Below are 19900 nucleotides of genomic sequence, written 5' to 3'. Positions count from 1 at the left end.
CATGAGCACATCGCTACCTTGCAAAGAGATCACCAAAATCGTTGCCTCAGATCTGGATGGCACGTTACTCGCACCTAACCACCAGCTAAGCGCTTACTCAAAAGAGACGCTAAAAACACTGCACGAGCAAGGCTACACGTTTGTCTTTGCAACAGGTCGCCATCATGTAGATGTGGCAAGTATTCGTCGAACCGTCGGGATCCCAGCTTACATGATCACCTCAAACGGCGCGCGTGTGCACGACCAAAACGATCAAGAGATGTACAGCCAGAACGTACCTGCAGATTTAGTACAACCGGTGATCAACACGATCAAAACGGATCCAGAAATACTTATCCACATGTACCAGAACGACGATTGGTTGTTGAACAAAGACGACGAACAGCTACGTGATTTCCACGAAGAGTTCACTTATAAACTGTACGATGAAGATAATGCTCCTACCGATGGTATTGCGAAAATTTTCTTCACTCATCCAGCTCAAGACCACGAACACTTGGTGACTTTCGAAAACAAGTTACTTGAGCAGTTTGGGGACAAATTGAACATTGCCTTTTCAACACCTTGGTGCCTAGAAGTGATGAGTGCTGGTGTTTCTAAAGGTGATGCGCTGAAAGCTGTCGCAGAATCCATTGGTTTAACATTAGAGAACACCATTGCATTTGGTGACGGCATGAACGACGTAGAAATGCTATCAATGGCGGGTAAAGGATTGGTTATGAGCACCTCTCACGAGAAAGTGATGAAAGCCCTGCCAAACAATGAAGTGATCGGCAGTAACGCCGACGATGCAGTTGCGCACTACTTGCAAGATCATCTGCTATAACCTGTATTGGCTATCAACAATAGGTTATCGACAAAATCACAAAGGGCTGCACCATGCAGCCCTTTTCTTTTATCGCTGACTTGGTAGCTTCTCTTTATCGAGGATCGCTTGCCACTCTTCTTCACTCACCGGCATAATCGATAAGCGATTGCCGCGTTTCACTAGTGGCATGTTTTCTAGCTCTGGCATCGCCTTCATGACCGACAGCGGAATCAAGTGCTCGGTCTTACGCACAAACTCGATATCGACCATTATCCAACGTGGGTTTTCTGGGGCAGATTTCGGATCGTAATAGTCGCTCTCTAGGTCAAACTGGAAATGATCGGGATACGCTTCACGAGTGACTTTGGCAATACCCGCCACACCTACATTCTTACAAGAAGAATGGTAAATCAACACCAAGTCGCCCAATTTAACTTGGTCACGCATCATATTACGCGCCTGATAATTACGAACTCCCTCCCAACATGAAACCTTTTGGGTTCGAAGCGTGTCAATAGAAAAGGTATCTGGTTCTGTTTTAAATAACCAATATGCCATAATGCCATCCGATGCAGATTGTAATGAGGAAGATATAACATGAAGGCTTTGAAAAACCCAGTGGCAGTAGCCACACTGCTGGTCCTGCAAGCGTGCAGCATGCAGCCGCAGCAGTCCGATGCAGATACTCCAACCACCCCGCCTGCATCCCTAGATAAGCCGGAAACCATCTTACCTCAAACCTTTATGCTGCGTGGTGAAGTGGTGATTGGGCACGAGAGCCAATACATCACACCTTGTGGCAGTGACAAACAATACTGGCTACAACTGTCGCTACAACAAATACAACGTGCAGTGGCAATCACCAATGAACCTTATCAGACCATGTATGGTGAAGTGATTGGTCACCTCAACCCACCAGGCGTCGACGGTTTCTCTGCAGATTTCGATGCTAACTTTGTGGTTGAGCAGGTAAACTTCCTCACCACAGAAAATCCGCATCGCTGCCACCATGCTAACAAACCAACAAGAATTTTTGGTAATGAACCTTCTTGGGCCGCCAGCTTTGAAGGCAACACACTAAAGTTCCAACAAATGGGCAAACCGAGCGAGACGCTCGAGATCGACAGCAGCAAACTGCAACCTCGCCAGCGAACCTATCAGCTTGATACTGGCAAGCTACACATGACCGAAAACCTGTGTTCTGACACCATGAGTGACTCCCTTTACGGTTGGAAGGCGAGACTAGAGCATGGCGATAAAACCTACCAAGGCTGTGGCATGGCTGCCAACGTAGATTCAACATTGGAGTGGGTGAATACTTACGTCGCGACATCGACCCAATCACAAGGCTTCGAAGTGCAGATGACACTGAACAGCGACCACAGTGCCATCACCAAATACAGCTACTCAGACGGCCAGCCACCATTGGTTGAGTGCGGCTACTGGCAACAACTGAGCCCATCGCAAGTCCAAGTGGTGATGACCCATCATCAACGGCAGCGACTCGTTTCTGAGCGCTTGTTTATGCGAGATGGTAATCAACTAAAAGCAACACAAGAAAAAGTGGGGAATGTCGTTTACCCTATCGCCGATGATGGCCTTGTGCTTTACCCAGCAACAGTTCGTAACTCAGGCACAGAACAACCTGCGGCAGAGCGCAACAACGATCCAATTGGTGCAGCTGATGTTCCTTCCAGTGCGGATTTCAACTCAGAAGTGGACGCTGCAGTACGCAACTACTTCTTCATTCATCAAACCAACCCGAGTAACAACCAATACCGTTGGTTAACTTACGATTTGAATAGCGATGGTGATGAAGAGCTGCTCGTTCAGCTCGATTGGTGTGGTTCTGGCGGTTGTACCCTACTCGTGTTTGAAAACCACAAAAAAGAGTGGCGTTTCAACAGCCGAATGACGCTAGTACACAGCCCAATTATGCTTGGTCATCAAACCTCACATGGTTGGCGCGATCTGATTTTTAATGTCAGTGGAGGCGGTGCAACGCCAAATCAACACGTGATGCAATACACCGGCGTGAGCTATCCAATCAACCCAAGCTTGGCACCAACAGCGAGCAAAGAACAAGTGAGCGGCGTACGTCTGTTCTCCGATGGTATCAGCCCCGTCCGTGAAGGGGTGCGCTTGTAATGGCACAGCCTTGTCCACAATGTGGCTTTCAGTTCAATTGCATCTGTTCACTGCTGCCTAAGTTAAACAGTAAACATGTGCTGATGCTGTTGATGCACCCTAATGAGCTGACACGTGACACCAACACTGGCAAGCTACTCACACTGTGCCAGCTGAATGTCACTCAAACGGTGTGGGACCGAAAAACGCCACCAGCGGAGTTATTAGAAACACTTGCCGATCCAAGCCTGCTGCCAGTATTGCTATTCCCAAGTGAAGAAAGCCTGACACTTGAACAAGTGCAGCAGCAAAGTAATCAGCAAAACAGACAACCGCTGTACATCATTGTTGATGCAACCTGGCAAGAAGCGCGCAAGATAATAAACAAGAGCCGTTGGCTAGAAGGCGTCGCGATGATGGGCCTAACCACCCAAGCCGATTCTCAATATCAACTGCGTCGTAACCAGCAACAAGGCAACTTATGCACTTTCGAAGTCGCAGCTCAACTGTTGGGGCAACTCGGTGAAGCACAAAATCAACAACAGATGCTAAGCTTATTTGACCAATACCTTCCTCGCTTCCAAGCTGAGAAAAGTGGGCACGAGTTCAAAAGCTAACTTTCCCCCAATACAAAAAACGCAGCCTAATCGCTGCGTTTTTTGTAGATACGGTTTCACGTGAAACAAAATGCGTGAGTCGGCGAATGGATTAGAACAAGCGAGTAGGCTCACCCAAGTAATAACCTTGCAGATAATCAACACCCATGTCTTGAGCAATATTGCAAACCGCTTCGTTGTGAACAAACTCCGCTACAGTTTGCGCATTAAACACCTGACACAGACGTACCAACTGCGAAGCAATCTTCCGCTGTTTAGGGTCTTGGTCTATATTCTTGATTAAGCTTCCATCAATTTTAATTACTTCCGGTTCCAGCTTAAGAATCTCATCAATGTTGGAATACCCAGCGCCAAAGTCATCAACAATAATGCGGGCTCCAAGCTTTCTGAAATGACTACACACCTCAATCATTCGCCCATAGTCCTTGATTTGCTCCGACTCCAATACCTCTAAACCTAAACGACGAGGGTCATTGAGCTTTAATATTGAGCGCTCAAGCACCGCTAAGGTTTTGTCACTGAAAAAATCTTGAGGCGATAAGTTAATAGAGAAATCGCCCTCTTTGTCCTGCATATAACCCAAAGTATTTCTGATCATATGACGACTCAAGCGAGTGTATAGATGGGTGTCTGTGATGATAGGGAGGAATCGTCCAGGAGGAATAATAGAACCATCTTCCTCAACAATTCTGACGAGACATTCTTGGCTTGCTGGTCGATGACTATAAGCATGAACAATGGGCTGGCTGTAAGTAACAATATTCTGTTGCAGTATGGCGCGACTCACACAGCTCAGCCAACCAAGCTGCTCTCTACGAACATCTTCATTTACCTCTACGTCCTTGGCATTACATATATGAGTATTATTTCTCACCCCAGCTCGGCGGGCCTCTATCGCTTTCAATAGCAGTTCATCTGTCGTGGCATTTGGAAAATCTCGACGGCTGACCAAACCACCGCACAGTGAGACAGTGAGGTAATCAATATTCAGCAAACCACGTGACTCAAAGTTTGTCTGTTCAACCGCATCAGCAAAGCGAGTGAAATGCTGTTTGATAACCTCACTGCTAGCATCAGCTTTAAACACAAATGCCCACTCACCCACTCCTATGCTGTACAGCTGCAAGGCGGCAGGTTTACCCAAGCGTTTACGTAGACGGTTACTAAAATGAAGAGATAAGTCATTAAGTAGTTGGTCGCCCACTCGATAACCATACTTTTCGTTGATGTGGCTAAAATTAAGCAGCTTTAACGTCAACAGGTGTTCTTCGTCATCTAGGGCATTCAACGCTTCTTGCAAAGCCACACGGTTTCTTAAGCCTGTTCGAGTATCACGCCTAAAGCTCTCGTGTAACTTCCGAGCCTGCCTCTCAAGTTGATACTCCATATGAGTATTCATTTCATTGAGATCGCTAATCGCATTTCGTATTAAGCTAAACAAAGGAGAGATTGAACTGCTGACTTCATCACCAAGCACGCTCAAAGAGTCGACCTCATCTCCCTCTCGCAGTGCTAGGTAGGTCAAGCTATGGTGCAATATTTCTTGCTGACCATTATTTCGGTGCAGCTCCCCCATACAATAACTGCCCAATGTCGGGGCAATATCGGCGAAAGCTTTGACCTCTGAGCTGCCATCAATAAAATCTAAACGCGATGCACAATTGTAAATCATCACTGATTCTGGCTGATGCATCATCAACTCAAGAACGCCATGCTTCACCTGTTCTAGAGTCAATGAAGGATGGTTGTAACAAAACTGCACTTCATCCCCAACACACCAAGACTTATCAAATGTCATGCTACCATCAGAATGAATTTCTACGACCGCGCAAACTTCTTTCCTACCCACCGACTCACGATATAAAGGGAAATTAATCAACTGGCCAAACGTCAGTTCACGTCCATCTGAAAGATATCGTTTATACACTTCGTAAGCCGTTTTGTTACCCAACTTAAACAGCCGACTTCCTTTCGCTTCAGTGACCTGATGAGGCATACCTACAGGATTCCACTCCGAATAAGCATTGGTCCACGTTTTAAGTGTCTCGCTATGCATCGCAACTGCCACAGCAGCGTATTCGTAACACTCAGTTTGAAACAGAACCCAGCAACCATCGTCATTCGCTTGTGCTAAGCCCCCCGATAGAGAAGGATCATCAGTAGAAAAGCTTCGATAAATGGGATAATCACGACGTTCAACTTGGACAGAGAAACTGATAATGGCTTTTGAGTTATCACGCAAAGCAAGTGATTGTTTTAAATCATAACCATCAATGTCGGGAGAAAAAGAGTAGAGTTGAACAGCAGAGGTAAGTGTTGTGTCTACCAACTCGCTCACAATTAGCAAACTACCATCGGTAAATATATCGCCTGAATAAATCAGTGTTCGGGCACTGTGACCAATAACATGCGCATGAGGTACAACTTCCAACAAACATTGAGCAAAACTGGTCGCTTCTTCTCGCGATTGCGTAGAGAGTAGCTGCACCAAGTACTGCTTGCTTGTTTGCCACGAAATTGTGCCTAAAAAATCATTGAGCTGATTCTGGTCATGAATCAACTGAGAATAAGTTCGCATGTATTGAAATGACACCCTATCGCTTATCGTCCTTTAGTATTATTGAAAGGACATTTTTACTGTTAGCTTAGTAATTTACGTGGGTTTATAGGGCTTGACCAGACTAATATTAAAGACTCAATACATTAATGCGATTGTCGTTACAAAAGTGTGAGCAAGTGTTGTAAGTAGCTGATTTCGACATCGGGTAACGCACGACTTTGAGGCTGTTTAATGACATTTTTATTCATATCATTAAACCAACACGCAGCAAAGCCCGACTGCTTCGCACCTTGAACATCGGTGACTAAATGGTCGCCAACATGAAGAATATGTTCGGCTGGTAAATCCAAATACTGTTGTGCTTTAGTGAACATATCCGGAGCGGGTTTCGCACAACCATCTGGTCCTGCTTTCAACACTTTCTGGAAATAAGGCGTGAGACCAATTCGGTCTATATCCACATTGCCGTTGGTGATGGCCACCAACGGGATTTCTTGTCCTAGTTCAGCAAGCACATCAAGGCTTTGCTGTGGAACCTCAAAACGGTTACGCCAATCCAAAGCGACATCGACTGCTGCTTGCGCAGCTGCATGTGCGGCGGCGGCATCATAACCAGCTTGGTAGAAGGCTTGAGTAAGCTGCACCAAGCGCCACAACGTGACATTGTTTTTTAGCTCAGGTTGTTGCGCAGCGACACGTTGCTTGAGTGCAAACCAATCGGCTTTGTCCATATGAGCCACCGCCGGATGATGATGTTTAAGCCAAGACAACAGCTCACGCTCCATTCGTACTATCACTGGATAGTTGTCATAGAGGGTGTCATCAAGGTCAAACGTCATCGCCTTTACAGACGCAATGCGGCGGTAGAATTTCATGGTATTCCTTGGAGTTAATCGGACTTGTCGTCGCTTCTCTTACGTGCTCTCGGGTGCGCCTGATCATAGGCTTGCGCTAAGTGTTGGAAATCTAGGTGAGTATAGATTTGCGTGGTCGAGATATTCTCGTGACCCAATAGCTCTTGCACCGCACGTAAGTTATTACTCGACTCCAACATGTGTGTCGCAAACGAGTGGCGCAGTTTGTGCGGACTGATGTGACTCGCCACCGACTGCTTCTGCCCCCATTCAGCCATGCGCTTTTGCACGCTGCGATGTGAAATTCGCGTACCCAATTTGGAGACAAATAAGGCTGGCTCTCCCGATGCGGCTAAATCACCACGAACACGCAGCCATTTCCCGACCCATTCGGTTGCCATACCAGAGAACGGTACTTTGCGCTCTTTATCACCTTTACCGATTACTCGCAGTTCACCACTTCTGAGGTGAACATCACGAACATCAATACTAACCAACTCAGCCAAACGCAAACCTGCCCCGTACATCAACTCCATCATGGCGCGATCACGCACTGCTAGCGGGTCGTCTTCATTCACTTCGAGCAGTTGATTAACTTCATCCACATCCAAATTTTTTGGTAATGGACGCTTTTTACGTGGCGCAGATACCCCTTTAGCGGGATTGGCTGACATTTCCCCACGCAGGATTAGGAAATCAAAGAAGCTACGTAGAGAAGACAAGCGAGTCGCTAAGCTGCTGGCTTTCATGCCTTCACGCATGCCTTTACCTGCCAACTGACGCACCCAGCCAGCATCAACTTGCGACCAATCATTCAAGCCCATTTCCATTAAATGGTGAGCCATGGTTTCCAGTTGCTGCTTGTAGTTACGTTGAGTGTGCAGGCTAAGCCCCTTTTCGCTTCGCAGGAATTCGTAGAAGCGTTCAAGAGGCTTTTGAAGGCTAGTTGGCAGAGGAGTGTTGGGAGTTATCGTCATTGTGACTTTGCCATACCAATGTTTGAGCGAGATGTGCCACTACCAAGGATAGATGACGCAAAAACAGAGTATCCATATCTGGTTGGAAGTGGCCACCCTCCTCGCTAGAAAACGCTAAAACGCCAAGCGTCTGCTGTTTTACGAGTGGCAACACCACATAGGAACCCATTTCTGGAACATTCATATTCCCAAACAAAGCTTCACGATCCACCTTACGTAAGCGACCTAGGTACGCTTCTTTGCCGTTTAGGTGGTTAGTGGCAAAGCGTTGGTAACTTTCCTTGCTAAGTTGAGTCGATGCATCGCACTGACTCAACAAACGAACATAAGCTCTCAAACCAAGGTCTTTGGCTTTCAGTTCAATAGCTTTGATCACTTGCTTAAAGTCACCACACTTTAGGATTTGTCCTTGCAGATCCATGAACTCGTAGAAAGTACGATCATTGTTCGCCGCCAACGACATCAGTGTGGTGATCTCTTCTTCCAGCTCTTCAATGCGTTGACGCTGGCGGTTCATTTGGATATGAACCAAAGAGACCGTACCTAAATCCGCATGTGGCATTGATAGACGATCAATCAGTTCCGGACGCTGAACAAAGAAGTCCGGATGGTCTTTCAAATACTGGGCGACAACTTCTGCTGTTAGGGCATCTGCTTCGACTTGTGACATTTGGTTTTCTTGTTCTTCAACTAGCACGACAACTGACCATCAAATACGTGAGTTGCTGGGCCAGTCATAAACAGTGGCTTACCCGGCCCTTGCCAAGAAATACGTAGATCACCACCCGGAAGCGATACTTTCACGTTCTCATCAAGTAGACCTTGCAGAATGCCTACTGCCACTGCGCCACACGCACCACTACCACAAGCTTGAGTTTCACCTGCGCCACGCTCATACACACGTAAACGGATGTTATTGCGATCCACAACCTGCATAAAGCCTGCGTTCACTCGTTCAGGGAAGCGTTCATGTGATTCAAGCAGAGGACCAAGTGTTTCCACATCAGCCGTATCTACATCATCAACCACAGTCACTACGTGCGGGTTACCCATGCTCACTGCACCGCAGAATAGGGTTTTCTCGCCGGCACGCATGATGTAGGTTTTCTCTTTCTGCTTTGCTTTGAAAGGAATCTTATTCGGTTCGAACTCTGGTACGCCCATGTTCACCGTCACATCACCATCATCTTCCACATCAAGAATCATCTTACCTTTCTTGGTGCTAACACTGACGCTGTACTTATTAGTTAGTCCTTTCAAACGCACAAAACGCGCGAAACAGCGAGCGCCATTACCACACTGCTCAACCTCACTGCCATCCGCATTAAAAATACGGTAGTGAAAGTCAGTTTCTGGGTCATAAGGCGCTTCAACCACGAGTAATTGGTCAAAACCAACGCCCGTGTGACGATCCGCCAAGCGACGGATCAAATCTTGCGAGAAAAACACGTTTTGGGTGATACAGTCGACGACCATAAAGTCGTTACCCAAACCGTGCATTTTGGAAAAGTGGAAATGCATTTGTTGTGTGTTACTCCGGTAGAATCTGTTCCAGCTGCCACAAACTGGTCAGCTCCTCACGTTGGCGAACAAGGTGGCTTTGATTACCATCCACCATCACTTCCGCCGCTCGGGTACGAGTATTGTAGTTCGAAGACATAACAAAACCATAGGCGCCAGCTGAGCGAACCGCGAGTAGATCACCTTCTTGCAGCACTAGTGCTCGATCTTTACCCAAGAAGTCACCCGTCTCACAGATAGGCCCTACTAAGTCGTAAGTTTGTGCTTCACCTTCTCGTGGTGAAACTGGCACGATGTCCTGCCATGCTTGGTAAAGTGCTGGACGCATCAAGTCATTCATTGCCGCATCAATGATGGCAAAGTTCTTGTGCTCTGTATGCTTAAGGAACTCTACACGCGTGAGCAAGACACCTGCGTTAGCAGCTATTGCTCGGCCTGGTTCGAAAATTAATTCCAGATCTTGATGATTTTCTAGACGACCTAGCAGTGCTTTGGCGTAATCAGAAGGCTGTGGTGGCAGTTCATCACGATATACCACACCTAAGCCACCACCTACATCGAGGTGACGAATATTGATGCCTTGTGCTTTCAAATCATCAATCAGAGCCAGTAGACGGTCTGTAGCGTCGATGAAAGGTTCAATCTCTGTCAACTGAGAGCCAATGTGGCAGTCAATGCCTTGCACGTTGAGGTTTGGCAGGCTCTGGGCAAATTGATACACCGCAGGTGCACGGTCAAAAGCAATACCAAATTTGTTATCACGTAGACCAGTCGAAATGTAAGGGTGCGTTTTTGCGTCTACGTCAGGGTTAATTCGTAGAGAAATCGGTGCGATCACACCCAGCTCACCCGCAACTTTGTTCAAGCGCTCAAGCTCAGGTTCTGATTCCACATTGAAGCATTTAATGCCCAGCTCCAGCGCGCGTTTCATCTCTGCTGGTGTTTTGCCGACACCAGAGAACACCACCTTTTTAGCATCACCGCCAGCGGCGATAACACGTTCAAGCTCCCCACCCGAAACGATATCAAAGCCAGAACCCAAACGAGCTAGTGCATTCAATACACCAAGGTTAGAGTTTGCTTTTACTGCATAACAAACAAGATGAGGATGCTGACCCACTGCGCTATCAAACGCATTCCAGTGACGCTCTAGCGTCGCGCGTGAGTAAACATAAAGAGGAGTGCCATGTTGCTCGGCAAGAGCTTGGAGTGAGACGTCTTCGGCCCAAAGCTGGCCATCATCCTGATAGTTGAAGTAATCCAAAATTCGCTTCCCTTAATTAATTCGACTGCTAAACCCTAAATGTATGATGCTATAAATTCGTTATTGTGATTGCTCATTCTTCTGAGCATCATCTGGAATATAAAGATCCCCTGACTGTCCACAACCAGCTAAGGTAGCAGCCACCATCACAAACAACACAGTAAGTAGTTTTTTCATTTTGCATATCGTGATTATTGATTCAATGCCCCCTATAATCGCACCACACTCAAGAAAAGCAATAGGATAGACGGATGAACGATACTGAATTTCATCAACTGGTGGATGCGCAGATGCAAATCATCGAAGAATCCATCGATGAATCAGGCGCAGACATTGATTACGAGGTGTCTGGTAACGTTATGACATTGGAGTTTGAAGACCGCAGCCAAATCATCATTAACCGCCAAGAGCCAATGCATGAGATTTGGTTAGCGTCGAAGTCAGGTGGTTTCCACTTCAAGCTTATCGATAGCAAATGGACCTGCTCTAAAACAGGCATGGAGCTATTTGAGATGGTAAAAGAAGAGTGTGAGAAGCATGCCGGCGAAGCGATAGATTGGGCATAAGCCACCTGCTTTTCTAGCTAGCCAACCACAAAAAACGAAAAGAGCACCCCGGTGCTCTTTTGTTATATTTATACGTTTACTGCTTTAGTTGTACGAGTTGGCGTACAACCGTCATTACGATAAGGGATAATGTAAGTATTACCCTCTTCCGGATGAATGATTTGGTAGTACTGCGGCAAGTTAAAGTTAATAAACTTCGACGAGACACGGCTGTCATCTTTCACCGAGGTGTAGAAGCTGTTCACCGACGCAATCATTTCATCTTTTGAACCACTGAACTGGTGGTAAACTTCGACTTGGTTTGACTCATCCAATACATAAATATTGAAACCGTCATCGGTATCCTCAAAGAAGAACTGCACCAAACCTTCACTCGCAAAGCCATCCACTACTTCTGGTAGTTGGTACTCTTGCTCACGATCCAGCATCAATAGCGGTGAGCCTTTCAACTTGTTGGTTGAGATACTACGGTAGAAATCGACTGAATTTTCGAGCTTCTGCACCGATACGCCACGACGTTCAAAGAACAAGCCATAAGTCTGGTTCCCAAGACGCATTGCTTTAAAGCGGCGACGTTTCTCTTGTTCAACGGGCTTCAAACGTAAATCAATACACTCTGCTAAGAGTTGGTAAACCATATTACGCATCACGCCACGCATGTTTTCCGCGTAACAGAACACATCCACCGACTCTGGCGGAATTGCATCTTGGTGCATTTTGCCAAGAATAGTCTTCAGCGCGTCCAGCATTGCGGTTTCGCCTTTAAAATGCAGCGTACGCACTTCGTGCCATGAGTTACGGTAAACCAAATCGACACTGCCGACTAAGTTAATTTGCTCAGGGCCAAAGCTGAAGATATCGGTATTCTTCACATCCACCTTGAGTGAACGCCCAGACAATGCCGCCGTTGGATCATTTTCAAAGTTGATGAACATCGCCATTTGGCTGATTTCACACGGGCTCGCTAATGCTTGCATGGTTGGACGACGTTTACGCAGTGAGAAGGTGTTACGCAAGTCGCTCACCATTTGGTAGAACTTATCGATGTCTAACTGCGCTTCACGCACCACGGCATGCAAACGGGTTGATTCTGTAATCAAACCATTGAAGAACGCCCAAGAAACCAGCTTGCTCAAGTATTCATGGTGTTCAAGACAAGGCTGACCAAGAATGCGATGCGCGATCAGTGGTTGCTTGTATAAGTACCAGCCTGATTTGTTCACACTCCCTTCTTTCACTTCGATGAAGCTCAAGTCGGGCTCGTGCAAATCAGGTGAGATTTGTGGATTAAGCAATGTCACTTTACCCGGCAACACTTCGAATGCGGCATACAGCTTACGCGCAAGAATACTGATGTCTTGGGGACTGATTGCTGAAGTAATATCATTGCGACGCGCAAACTGGATCAAGTTACGGTAGCTTTGCATCAAAGCATCCAGCAGCGCATGGTGCACGACTTTCACTTGTTCTACTTTCCAGTTACGGCGATCGTCGAGCTCTGCCAATACTGCTTCATCCCAATCCCATTTCGCAATCATGTCGCTTAAAGCTTCACGACGCCAAGCCACGGAGCCTACATCAGGTTCACGAGACAGTTTTTCATGGGTTTTAAGGTAGAAACAGCGGCGAACTAGGTCCAAACGTGTGTCGTCTTGGATTCGCTCTAGATAGCGCGTTACTTTCTCTAGCATCAAGTAATACGCATCCATGCCGTACAAGTCAGGCTCGTGGGCAAAGAAGCGGCGTTTGGTGTCGATGCTAAGAAGTTGCGTATGCGGGTATTCCCACGAGTAAGCTTCAAGCAAGATCGCTTTCAACACCGACTTGTATGGAGAGTCGATACTCTTGTACAGCTGCCACAAGTTCGAGCCGAAGTACTCTTCAGCAGGAATGCGGTTAAGCTGACCAAAGTTGATCCACTCATCACAGTTGATGTAGCCATCTTTACAGAGCTGTGCAACATACTCGTCGTAACACTCTTCCATTTCTGGTGGCACAATTTGCCACAACAGGCGTTGGCCTGCGAGACGCACAGCGGAGCGGTAAAATTCGTCCAGCAATAAAAGATGCTGAGAAGAGCCACAGTTATCACCGGTCATCTCTTCTGAATGATTACTGCGGAAACGCTCTTCATCCATCAAGAAGAAGTTCGCCTCGACACCTTGGCTTTGCGCCCAGTCGGTGATCAGCAAACATTTGTTAGTCAACAGTTCACGCTGGTCGTTATCCATCTGGGGAGAAATACATACCCAGATATCCAAATCACTTGAAGTGCTTTGACCAATAGACGATGTACTACCCATGGTATACAAGCCAAGGATCGCTGGTCGCTCAGCGGTTTCGAGCGGCTGACCAATCGTTAACTGAGTATCTTCTAGGAATTGTTGCTGAAGTTGATTCAACTCAAAACCAAATACACCATAAGGTACATCGGCATCGTAATAGCCAGGAATCACAGGATGGTTGTAGTTCAACAAGGCAGGAATCAAGTGGAATACTTGCTGGCTTTGCGAATCCATAAGCGCCAGCGCACGATCAATACGTTGCTGGTTAAGATTATCTAATCGCTGAATGAGTTTTTGGGTGTAAGCCTGCAAGGGAAGTTCCTTGGTTGAACAATCACGAAAATCTGCTGATGTTTTAAACCAAAATGGCCTAAAAACGTGATCAATTTAACACTTTCATCAGAGTTGGTAAAGATTTCCACCCGCAAATAGTTGTGGTCTAAAAACCCCACACTAGTCGCAAAAATTGATAGCGCCGTAGTGTCGCTTGTATTCGCCTATAACTAATAATAGTCCTTAGTCTAAATGAGAATCTAGTCACACTATTTTCATAACGTCATGTAATTCCAATTCTGCCTCCCAGAGAAGCCCAACTAACATTAAGACTTTCACGCGTTGAGTGGTAGGATTAAGCAAAACTAAAACAGCATTGAGAAGACCATGACACAATCTACGCCAATTCGCATTGCAACTCGAAAAAGCCCGCTTGCTCTATGGCAAGCATACTACGTAAAAGATGCCCTCCAAGCCGCTCATCCAGGCCTTGAAGTGGAACTCGTCACTATGGTGACCAAAGGCGACATCATTTTGGATACGCCGCTAGCAAAAGTCGGTGGTAAAGGCTTATTCGTTAAAGAGTTAGAAGTGGCAATGCTTGAAGGTCGTGCAGACCTTGCGGTGCACTCAATGAAAGATGTGCCAGTAGACTTCCCAGAAGGTCTTGGCTTGGTGACGATTTGTGAACGTGAAGACCCACGTGATGCGTTCGTATCTAACACTTACAACAACATTGATGAACTGCCACAAGGCGCAGTTGTAGGTACTTGTAGCCTGCGTCGTCAGTGTCAGTTAAAAGAATACCGCCCAGACCTAGTTATCAAAGAGCTGCGTGGCAACGTAGGTACTCGTCTAGGTAAGCTAGATGCAGGTGAATACGACGCAATCATTCTTGCAGCGGCTGGCCTGAAACGCCTTGAGCTAGAAGAGCGTATCCGTAGCTTTATCGAGCCTGAACAATCACTGCCAGCAGTAGGTCAAGGAGCAGTAGGTATTGAGTGTCGCGTGGATGACGAACGTCTACTCAAGCTGCTTGAGCCACTAAATCACCAAGATACAGCAGACCGTGTACGCTGTGAGCGCGCAATGAACCTCACTCTTGAAGGTGGTTGTCAGGTACCAATCGGCAGTTACTCGCTGCTTGATGGCGACAACATCTGGCTGCGCGCACTGGTTGGTGAACCAGACGGCAGCCTAATTGTACGCGGTGAGATTCGTGGTCACCGCAATGATGCCGAAGCACTTGGTGTTCAACTTGCTAATGAGCTACTTGAAAACGGTGCGCGCGACATCCTAACCAAACTGTACGCAGACCACGAATAATCATGGCAGTGTTGGTCACTCGTCCGGGAGAGCAAGGCAGTGCGCTTTGCTCTCTACTCGAAAGGCACGGAAAAACTGCAATTCATCATCCATTGATCGACATCGTCGCCGATCTCAGTGACACACAACTCTCCAAATACATCAAAACTGCTCAAATCATCATAGCGGTAAGCCAACATGCGGTGCAATGCGCTGAGCAAATCTTGCTTAACAATGCTAAATCATGGCCCAAGCAGGCTCGATACCTTGCCGTTGGTCAAAAAACAGCACACTATTTGAGCAAATGCACCCAACAGAAAGTACACTATCCCCAAGTCAGTGATAGTGAGCACTTGTTGCAGCTTCCCGAGTTAAACAATGTAGATAAGCAAACCATTGTTATTCTTCGCGGTAATGGTGGAAGAGAGCTGATAAAAGATGCATTGGTGAGACGTGGAGCAAAAGTTCACTATTGTGAGACTTATAAGAGAGAATTTATCCCATTCGATCCAGTAAGCTGTGTCTCACAATGGAAAACCCAGCAAATCGACCAGATTATCGTCACCAGTGGTGAACAACTGGATTATTTGTGTAGCCAATTGACGCCAGAGCAATTGGCTTGGCTTAATCAACAAGAGTTGTATATCCCCAGTCAGCGAATCGCTGACATCGCAATTCAAAGGGGCTTCACTCAGGTCAGGTGCACAGGAAGCGCATCCAACCAAGAACTACTGGCTGCTCTCCAGCCCTAGCTACACAGGATATAGGCATGACAAGTAAAAATAACGACCAAAAGAATAACGATAAAAACCTTTCCGAAGAAACCACATCGGCACCGCTAGCTGAAAAAGACACGCCTAAAAAGGAATCTGAGCCGAGTAATGCAGAATCAAAGCCTGCTGAGTCAACCAAACCAGCAGAACCAAACAAAGTTGAGTTTGAAGAGAAGCAAGGCAAACGTGGCGTGAAGCTGGGTACTGTTGCAATCGTCTTATCACTGATTTTTGGTGGTGGTCTGACTTACAAAATGCTTGAGCAGCAATCTGAATACCAAACTCAGATCGCTCAGCTTCAAAGCCAACTAGAGCAAGCTCAATCAGCGATGAAACAGGAGCTTAGCCAAGTAAAACAAGAGACCATTGAGAAAGCGACCACTGTGACTCACAAAGCAGAAGTGGTACTGGGTCAGCAACAAAAGAGCATCGAAAGCCTACAACTGGCAGTTGCTGATGTGAAGGGTCGTCGTCCAAACGACTGGCTACTGGCAGAAGCTGACTATCTCGTAAAACTAGCAGGTCGTAAATTGTTCCTAGAGCACGACGTAGAAAGCGCGACTCAATTGATGGAAAGCGCGGACCAACGCATCGCTGCGCTGAACGATCCAAGCCTAGTCGGTCTGCGTAAAGCAATGGCAAACGACATTACTAAGCTACGTGTTGTACCTTTGGTAGACCGTGATGGGTTGGTATTGCGCCTCACCGCATTGCAACAGCAAGTCGACAAACTACCACTAGCGAATGCTTTGCTTCCAGAAGCAGCAGCGGTAGAAAAGCAGCAAGTGTCTGAAGACATTGCAAACTGGCAAGATAATCTGATGACGTCATTGAAAGACTTCTCTGAAAACTTCATCACCTTCCGTACTCGTGACGGCAACGTAATCCCTCTATTGTCCCCACAACAACACTTCTACTTGAAAGAAAACATCAAAGCGAAGTTAGAGACGGCAATTAAAGCGGTTTACCAAGAGCAAGGCGAAATCTACACCACCTCTTTGGAAACGGCAGATAAGTGGGCAATGGCATTCTTCAACCAAGACGACAACTCGGTGAAGGAGTTCAACAAAACACTGAGCCAGCTGAGCAAGCAAGACATTCAAGTTGAATATCCTGCGAAACTAGAAAGCCAAAACCAACTCTCAGACGTGATTCGTGAACGCCTACGCCGTGAAGTAACCACAATGACAGGTACGGAGGATAAGTAATGGTTCGTCTTATTTTCCTATTTGTTGTTCTTGGTGCTGGCTTATTCGTTGGCACTCAATTCTCAGGTCAGCAGGGTTATGTCCTGATCTCAATCGCGAACAAAACCATTGAGATGAGCGTAACCACCCTAGTGATCTTCGTGATTGCAGCATTGGCGGCACTGTTCTTCTTAGAATACGCAGTCAAGAAAGTGGTTTACGCAAGCTCAAGCACTTGGAACTACTTCAGCGTGCGCAAAATGCGTCGCTCTCGTCGCTACACCAACGAAGGCATCATCAAGCTACTTGAAGGTGACTGGAAAGGTGCAGAGAAGAAAGTGACACGCTGGGCAAATCACCACGATATGCCTCTTCTATGCTACCTAGTGGCTTCAGAGGCTGCACAAGGTCAAGGTGACAAAGCCAAGCGTGACCAGTATCTAGAACTGGCAAGCCAGCAAGAAAATGCGCACCTGGCGGTAGAGCTGACTCGAGCTAAACAGTTTATTCGTGATAACGAGTTCGAATCTGCATTTGATACGTTGCAAGCACTAAAAGGTCAGTACGCGAATAACTCGATTGTTCTTAACCTGCTAAAAACCACTTACATGCAGCTTAAGTTATGGCAACCGCTGATTGACCTAATGCCTCAACTAACCAAAGCCAAACTAGTAACAGAGGAAGAGCAAACGGAGCTGATTCAGAAAGCACAGTGCGGTTTGCTACACGAAGTTGCGCAACAACAAGGTAGTGAAGGTCTTATCTCACACTGGAACGGTCTACCACGTAAAGTAAAACAAGATGCACACCTCATTGCTTGCTTCGCACGAGAACTAATCTCACGTAAAGCCGATTCCGAAGCCTTCACTGTGCTCAAAGAAGCACTGAAGAAGCATCCAACACCTGAACTATACCGACTACTGCCTGAGCTGAATTTATCAGACAGCCACCCTGTAATCGTGTTCTTAGAAGGTGTATTGAAACGCGAACCGGATAATGCGGCTGCTCACAGTGCTCTAGGGCACTTTCTATTCCGCCAAGAAAAATGGCAAGAAGCACAGCAACAGTTCGAAGTCGCTCTTAAACTTCACTCAGATGTATCTGACTACGCATTCCTAGCAGATACACTAGAGAAGCAAAACCTGACTAAAGCGGCTCACGAGGTCTCTCGCAAAGCCTTAACGCTAGTTCAAAACAACTAAGCGATGCAGGAAGTAGAAAGCCGACAGTGAACTGTCGGCTTTTTTATTGCCTGCAATTCCTCATGCCCCTTTATTGCTTCAACTAACTACCCAAAAGCTGTGCTCCCTCTGCTGACTATTCTTCATTAGAAACAATCATCAAAGCTTCTGTCATTCATTCCAAACGGCACTTCTTCGTGTCATTAAGAACCACGTGAAACAATCTCGAGCACTTTCTGCAAAACAGAATGATTTAATCTAAATGATACCAATTCCGTTAATTAGATGTTCAAAAAATTGCGCCGGTAAAATCACTTAGAACAAGGCAAAGATTGCAGCTAGCTAGTTACTCTACCTACAAAATCTTTAACACCGTTATAAGTGATTTTAACCAACAAGAATGTGCAGATAATTGATGGAATTGGTATGACTAAGAAGGCAACTCTGTACTCGCAGAACATAACTACATTGGATTGATATAGAGAGAATTAACTGAATACATTAACTAACTGATGTTATGTACTCAGTTCGATGAGAGAGCCCAAGATAGCGTTTGTTGTAAAAGCTAAAACAAAGACTCATGTCCATCGGCAGTAAATATCAGAAGGCGTTCAGAAGCGCTAATACACATTGAATACTGCAGCGAGGAGATACGCTTAGCACAACACTTCTCAATAGATGAAGAGTAAAGGCGATTAGTTTGTGGCTCGCGTTCGGCTAGGAGGTTGATTCAGATGTCTTAAGCTACTTCCCAAGCATCAGAAACGACGAAAGCCCGCTGATTTTTCAGCGGGCTTTCTATGTATTGTCTGAGGTTCGGGGTTACGCACAACTAGGGATTTACTAAATCCCTACCATTCCCAGTTTGCGCTGAAATGAAAAAAGCCTCGCTATTTCTAGCGAGGCTTCTTAATAGTGGCGGAGAGATAGGGATTTGAAAGCTACCTCTCGCACAAAGAATCAAAAATTACCGTTAAATATCAATTACTAAATTTGGTGTCACTTGCAAAGGTTGAACAATTGTTTTGTCCAATTGACTATAGTCTCCGCAGTAGGGTTTGCCAACATTGGAATTTCAAAAAGTAAATTACCACCTTCTAAAGAAGGTGGCTTTGTGTGACCCCCCTAAAAGGGCTGTCTCTTGATCACAAGTCTAGGGCGTGTTGATCTTTGCTGTGCAATTTCTCGTTCAACAATACATCGGTAGCCACATTAACATGAATGCCAGCGATAACATGCTGGCATAATTCCTTTCTAGCTTGTCATATCTACTTGAAATAGCTCGATAATGCTTAATTTCCCCAAAGGAATTTTCGACCAAGTGACGATACTTGTATAGACACCAATCCATACTGTCTTTGTCTATATCTTGTCCGTAATTGCGTTTAGCAATTACTGTTTCTCCGCCACGCTCCTTAACAAAAATGCGGAAAGGTTCGCTGTCATATCCTTTATCACAAACGATGGTATTAACTTCATCGAGTTGCTCAACTAAGCTTTCGGCATGCACTATATCGTGGCGTTGTCCTTCTGATAAATCAAAGCAAATCGGCAGGCCACCACTTCCACGGCTAAGTGAATTTTGGCAGAGTTGCCCCCGCT

At 46.2% G+C, this 19900-nt stretch carries 17 protein-coding genes and 1 pseudogene; 8 read left to right on the top strand and 10 right to left on the bottom strand.

What is annotated here, in order from left to right:
* Position 1 precedes the first annotated feature (1 nt).
* The gene (locus ACTS60_RS02060) at positions 2-826 is read left to right on the top strand and encodes a Cof-type HAD-IIB family hydrolase (RefSeq protein ID WP_440886936.1); all 825 of its coding nucleotides are present in this window, start codon (positions 2-4) and stop codon (positions 824-826) included.
* A gap of 69 nt (positions 827-895) precedes the next feature.
* Here the strand turns inward: ACTS60_RS02060 and ACTS60_RS02055 are convergent, their stop codons facing one another.
* On the bottom strand, positions 896-1366 hold the full coding sequence (locus ACTS60_RS02055) for an EVE domain-containing protein (protein WP_440886935.1): 471 nt from the start codon (positions 1364-1366) through the stop codon (positions 896-898).
* Between the two features lie 39 nt (positions 1367-1405).
* On the opposite strand from ACTS60_RS02055, the gene ACTS60_RS02050 reads away from it, so the two are divergent.
* Both ACTS60_RS02050 and ACTS60_RS02045 read left to right on the top strand, forming a co-directional pair.
* Positions 1406-2956, top strand: a complete 1551-nt coding sequence (locus tag ACTS60_RS02050; RefSeq protein WP_440886934.1) for a COG3650 family protein — start codon at positions 1406-1408, stop codon at positions 2954-2956.
* Positions 2956-3552, top strand: coding sequence for a tRNA-uridine aminocarboxypropyltransferase (locus tag ACTS60_RS02045; RefSeq protein WP_440886933.1), 597 nt, complete (start codon positions 2956-2958; stop codon positions 3550-3552). The genes ACTS60_RS02050 and ACTS60_RS02045 overlap by 1 nt, the downstream gene beginning before the upstream one ends.
* A gap of 91 nt (positions 3553-3643) precedes the next feature.
* Here the strand turns inward: ACTS60_RS02045 and ACTS60_RS02040 are convergent, their stop codons facing one another.
* From ACTS60_RS02040 to lptM, 7 genes are all read right to left on the bottom strand, one after another.
* Positions 3644-6130: an EAL domain-containing protein gene (locus ACTS60_RS02040; RefSeq protein ID WP_440886932.1), complete on the bottom strand. Its 2487-nt coding sequence runs from the start codon at positions 6128-6130 to the stop codon at positions 3644-3646.
* A 140-nt stretch (positions 6131-6270) separates the two neighbouring features.
* Positions 6271-6987 (bottom strand): 5-amino-6-(5-phospho-D-ribitylamino)uracil phosphatase YigB, encoded by a 717-nt coding sequence (yigB, locus tag ACTS60_RS02035; protein WP_440886931.1) that lies wholly within the window; start codon positions 6985-6987, stop codon positions 6271-6273.
* Between the two features lie 14 nt (positions 6988-7001).
* Entirely contained in the window at positions 7002-7943 is a 942-nt protein-coding gene (gene xerC, locus ACTS60_RS02030; protein ID WP_440886930.1) for a tyrosine recombinase XerC, read from the bottom strand.
* Positions 7909-8613, bottom strand: coding sequence for a DUF484 family protein (locus ACTS60_RS02025; protein ID WP_440886929.1), 705 nt, complete (start codon positions 8611-8613; stop codon positions 7909-7911). Before ACTS60_RS02025 ends, xerC begins: the two co-directional genes overlap by 35 nt.
* Before the next feature lie 20 nt (positions 8614-8633).
* Positions 8634-9464 carry a diaminopimelate epimerase gene (gene dapF, locus ACTS60_RS02020; protein WP_440886928.1) on the bottom strand — a complete coding sequence of 277 codons (831 nt, stop codon included), beginning with the start codon at positions 9462-9464 and terminating at the stop codon, positions 8634-8636.
* 10 nt (positions 9465-9474) lie between these two features.
* Positions 9475-10728, bottom strand: a complete 1254-nt coding sequence (lysA, locus tag ACTS60_RS02015; protein WP_440886927.1) for a diaminopimelate decarboxylase — start codon at positions 10726-10728, stop codon at positions 9475-9477.
* A gap of 60 nt (positions 10729-10788) precedes the next feature.
* The gene (gene lptM / locus ACTS60_RS02010) at positions 10789-10905 is read right to left on the bottom strand and encodes an LPS translocon maturation chaperone LptM (RefSeq protein ID WP_440886926.1); all 117 of its coding nucleotides are present in this window, start codon (positions 10903-10905) and stop codon (positions 10789-10791) included.
* A 74-nt stretch (positions 10906-10979) separates the two neighbouring features.
* Here lptM and cyaY point away from each other — a divergent pair, with 74 nt between their 5' ends.
* Positions 10980-11294 (top strand): iron donor protein CyaY, encoded by a 315-nt coding sequence (gene cyaY, locus ACTS60_RS02005; RefSeq protein ID WP_440886925.1) that lies wholly within the window; start codon positions 10980-10982, stop codon positions 11292-11294.
* A 68-nt stretch (positions 11295-11362) separates the two neighbouring features.
* Here cyaY and ACTS60_RS02000 read toward each other — a convergent pair whose 3' ends face one another.
* Positions 11363-13891 (bottom strand): class I adenylate cyclase, encoded by a 2529-nt coding sequence (locus ACTS60_RS02000; RefSeq protein WP_440886924.1) that lies wholly within the window; start codon positions 13889-13891, stop codon positions 11363-11365.
* A 348-nt stretch (positions 13892-14239) separates the two neighbouring features.
* On the opposite strand from ACTS60_RS02000, the gene hemC reads away from it, so the two are divergent.
* From hemC to ACTS60_RS01980, 4 genes are read left to right on the top strand one after another with little or no spacing between them, the layout of a single operon-like run.
* Complete coding sequence (hemC, locus tag ACTS60_RS01995; RefSeq protein WP_440886923.1) at positions 14240-15178, top strand: hydroxymethylbilane synthase; 939 nt, start codon at positions 14240-14242, stop codon at positions 15176-15178.
* A gap of 2 nt (positions 15179-15180) precedes the next feature.
* Positions 15181-15909 carry a uroporphyrinogen-III synthase gene (locus tag ACTS60_RS01990; RefSeq protein ID WP_440886922.1) on the top strand — a complete coding sequence of 243 codons (729 nt, stop codon included), beginning with the start codon at positions 15181-15183 and terminating at the stop codon, positions 15907-15909.
* Positions 15910-15926: 17 nt separating this feature from the next.
* Positions 15927-17138 carry a uroporphyrinogen-III C-methyltransferase gene (locus tag ACTS60_RS01985; protein ID WP_440886921.1) on the top strand — a complete coding sequence of 404 codons (1212 nt, stop codon included), beginning with the start codon at positions 15927-15929 and terminating at the stop codon, positions 17136-17138.
* Positions 17138-18319, top strand: coding sequence for a heme biosynthesis protein HemY (locus ACTS60_RS01980; RefSeq protein ID WP_440886920.1), 1182 nt, complete (start codon positions 17138-17140; stop codon positions 18317-18319). The genes ACTS60_RS01985 and ACTS60_RS01980 overlap by 1 nt, the downstream gene beginning before the upstream one ends.
* Before the next feature lie 1168 nt (positions 18320-19487).
* On the opposite strand, the pseudogene ACTS60_RS01975 reads toward ACTS60_RS01980, so the two are convergent.
* Positions 19488-19900, bottom strand: a pseudogene (locus ACTS60_RS01975) (IS5 family transposase); the annotation flags it as partial.

The organism is Vibrio sp. WZ-1, from assembly GCF_052037695.1.
Lineage (GTDB): Bacteria > Pseudomonadota > Gammaproteobacteria > Enterobacterales > Vibrionaceae > Vibrio.
The sequence above is the reverse complement of the archived record's forward strand: the minus strand, read 5'-3'. Positions and strand labels throughout refer to the sequence as shown.

Coding starts and splice junctions, on each gene's coding strand:
- ACTS60_RS02060 (WP_440886936.1), top strand. CDS start 2: ATGAGCACATCGCTACCTTGCAAAGAGATCACCAAAATCGTTGCCTCA.
- ACTS60_RS02055 (WP_440886935.1), bottom strand. CDS start 1,366: ATGGCATATTGGTTATTTAAAACAGAACCAGATACCTTTTCTATTGAC.
- ACTS60_RS02050 (WP_440886934.1), top strand. CDS start 1,406: ATGAAGGCTTTGAAAAACCCAGTGGCAGTAGCCACACTGCTGGTCCTG.
- ACTS60_RS02045 (WP_440886933.1), top strand. CDS start 2,956: ATGGCACAGCCTTGTCCACAATGTGGCTTTCAGTTCAATTGCATCTGT.
- ACTS60_RS02040 (WP_440886932.1), bottom strand. CDS start 6,130: ATGCGAACTTATTCTCAGTTGATTCATGACCAGAATCAGCTCAATGAT.
- yigB (WP_440886931.1), bottom strand. CDS start 6,987: ATGAAATTCTACCGCCGCATTGCGTCTGTAAAGGCGATGACGTTTGAC.
- xerC (WP_440886930.1), bottom strand. CDS start 7,943: ATGACGATAACTCCCAACACTCCTCTGCCAACTAGCCTTCAAAAGCCT.
- ACTS60_RS02025 (WP_440886929.1), bottom strand. CDS start 8,613: ATGTCACAAGTCGAAGCAGATGCCCTAACAGCAGAAGTTGTCGCCCAG.
- dapF (WP_440886928.1), bottom strand. CDS start 9,464: ATGCATTTCCACTTTTCCAAAATGCACGGTTTGGGTAACGACTTTATG.
- lptM (WP_440886926.1), bottom strand. CDS start 10,905: ATGAAAAAACTACTTACTGTGTTGTTTGTGATGGTGGCTGCTACCTTA.
- cyaY (WP_440886925.1), top strand. CDS start 10,980: ATGAACGATACTGAATTTCATCAACTGGTGGATGCGCAGATGCAAATC.
- hemC (WP_440886923.1), top strand. CDS start 14,240: ATGACACAATCTACGCCAATTCGCATTGCAACTCGAAAAAGCCCGCTT.
- ACTS60_RS01990 (WP_440886922.1), top strand. CDS start 15,181: ATGGCAGTGTTGGTCACTCGTCCGGGAGAGCAAGGCAGTGCGCTTTGC.
- ACTS60_RS01985 (WP_440886921.1), top strand. CDS start 15,927: ATGACAAGTAAAAATAACGACCAAAAGAATAACGATAAAAACCTTTCC.
- ACTS60_RS01980 (WP_440886920.1), top strand. CDS start 17,138: ATGGTTCGTCTTATTTTCCTATTTGTTGTTCTTGGTGCTGGCTTATTC.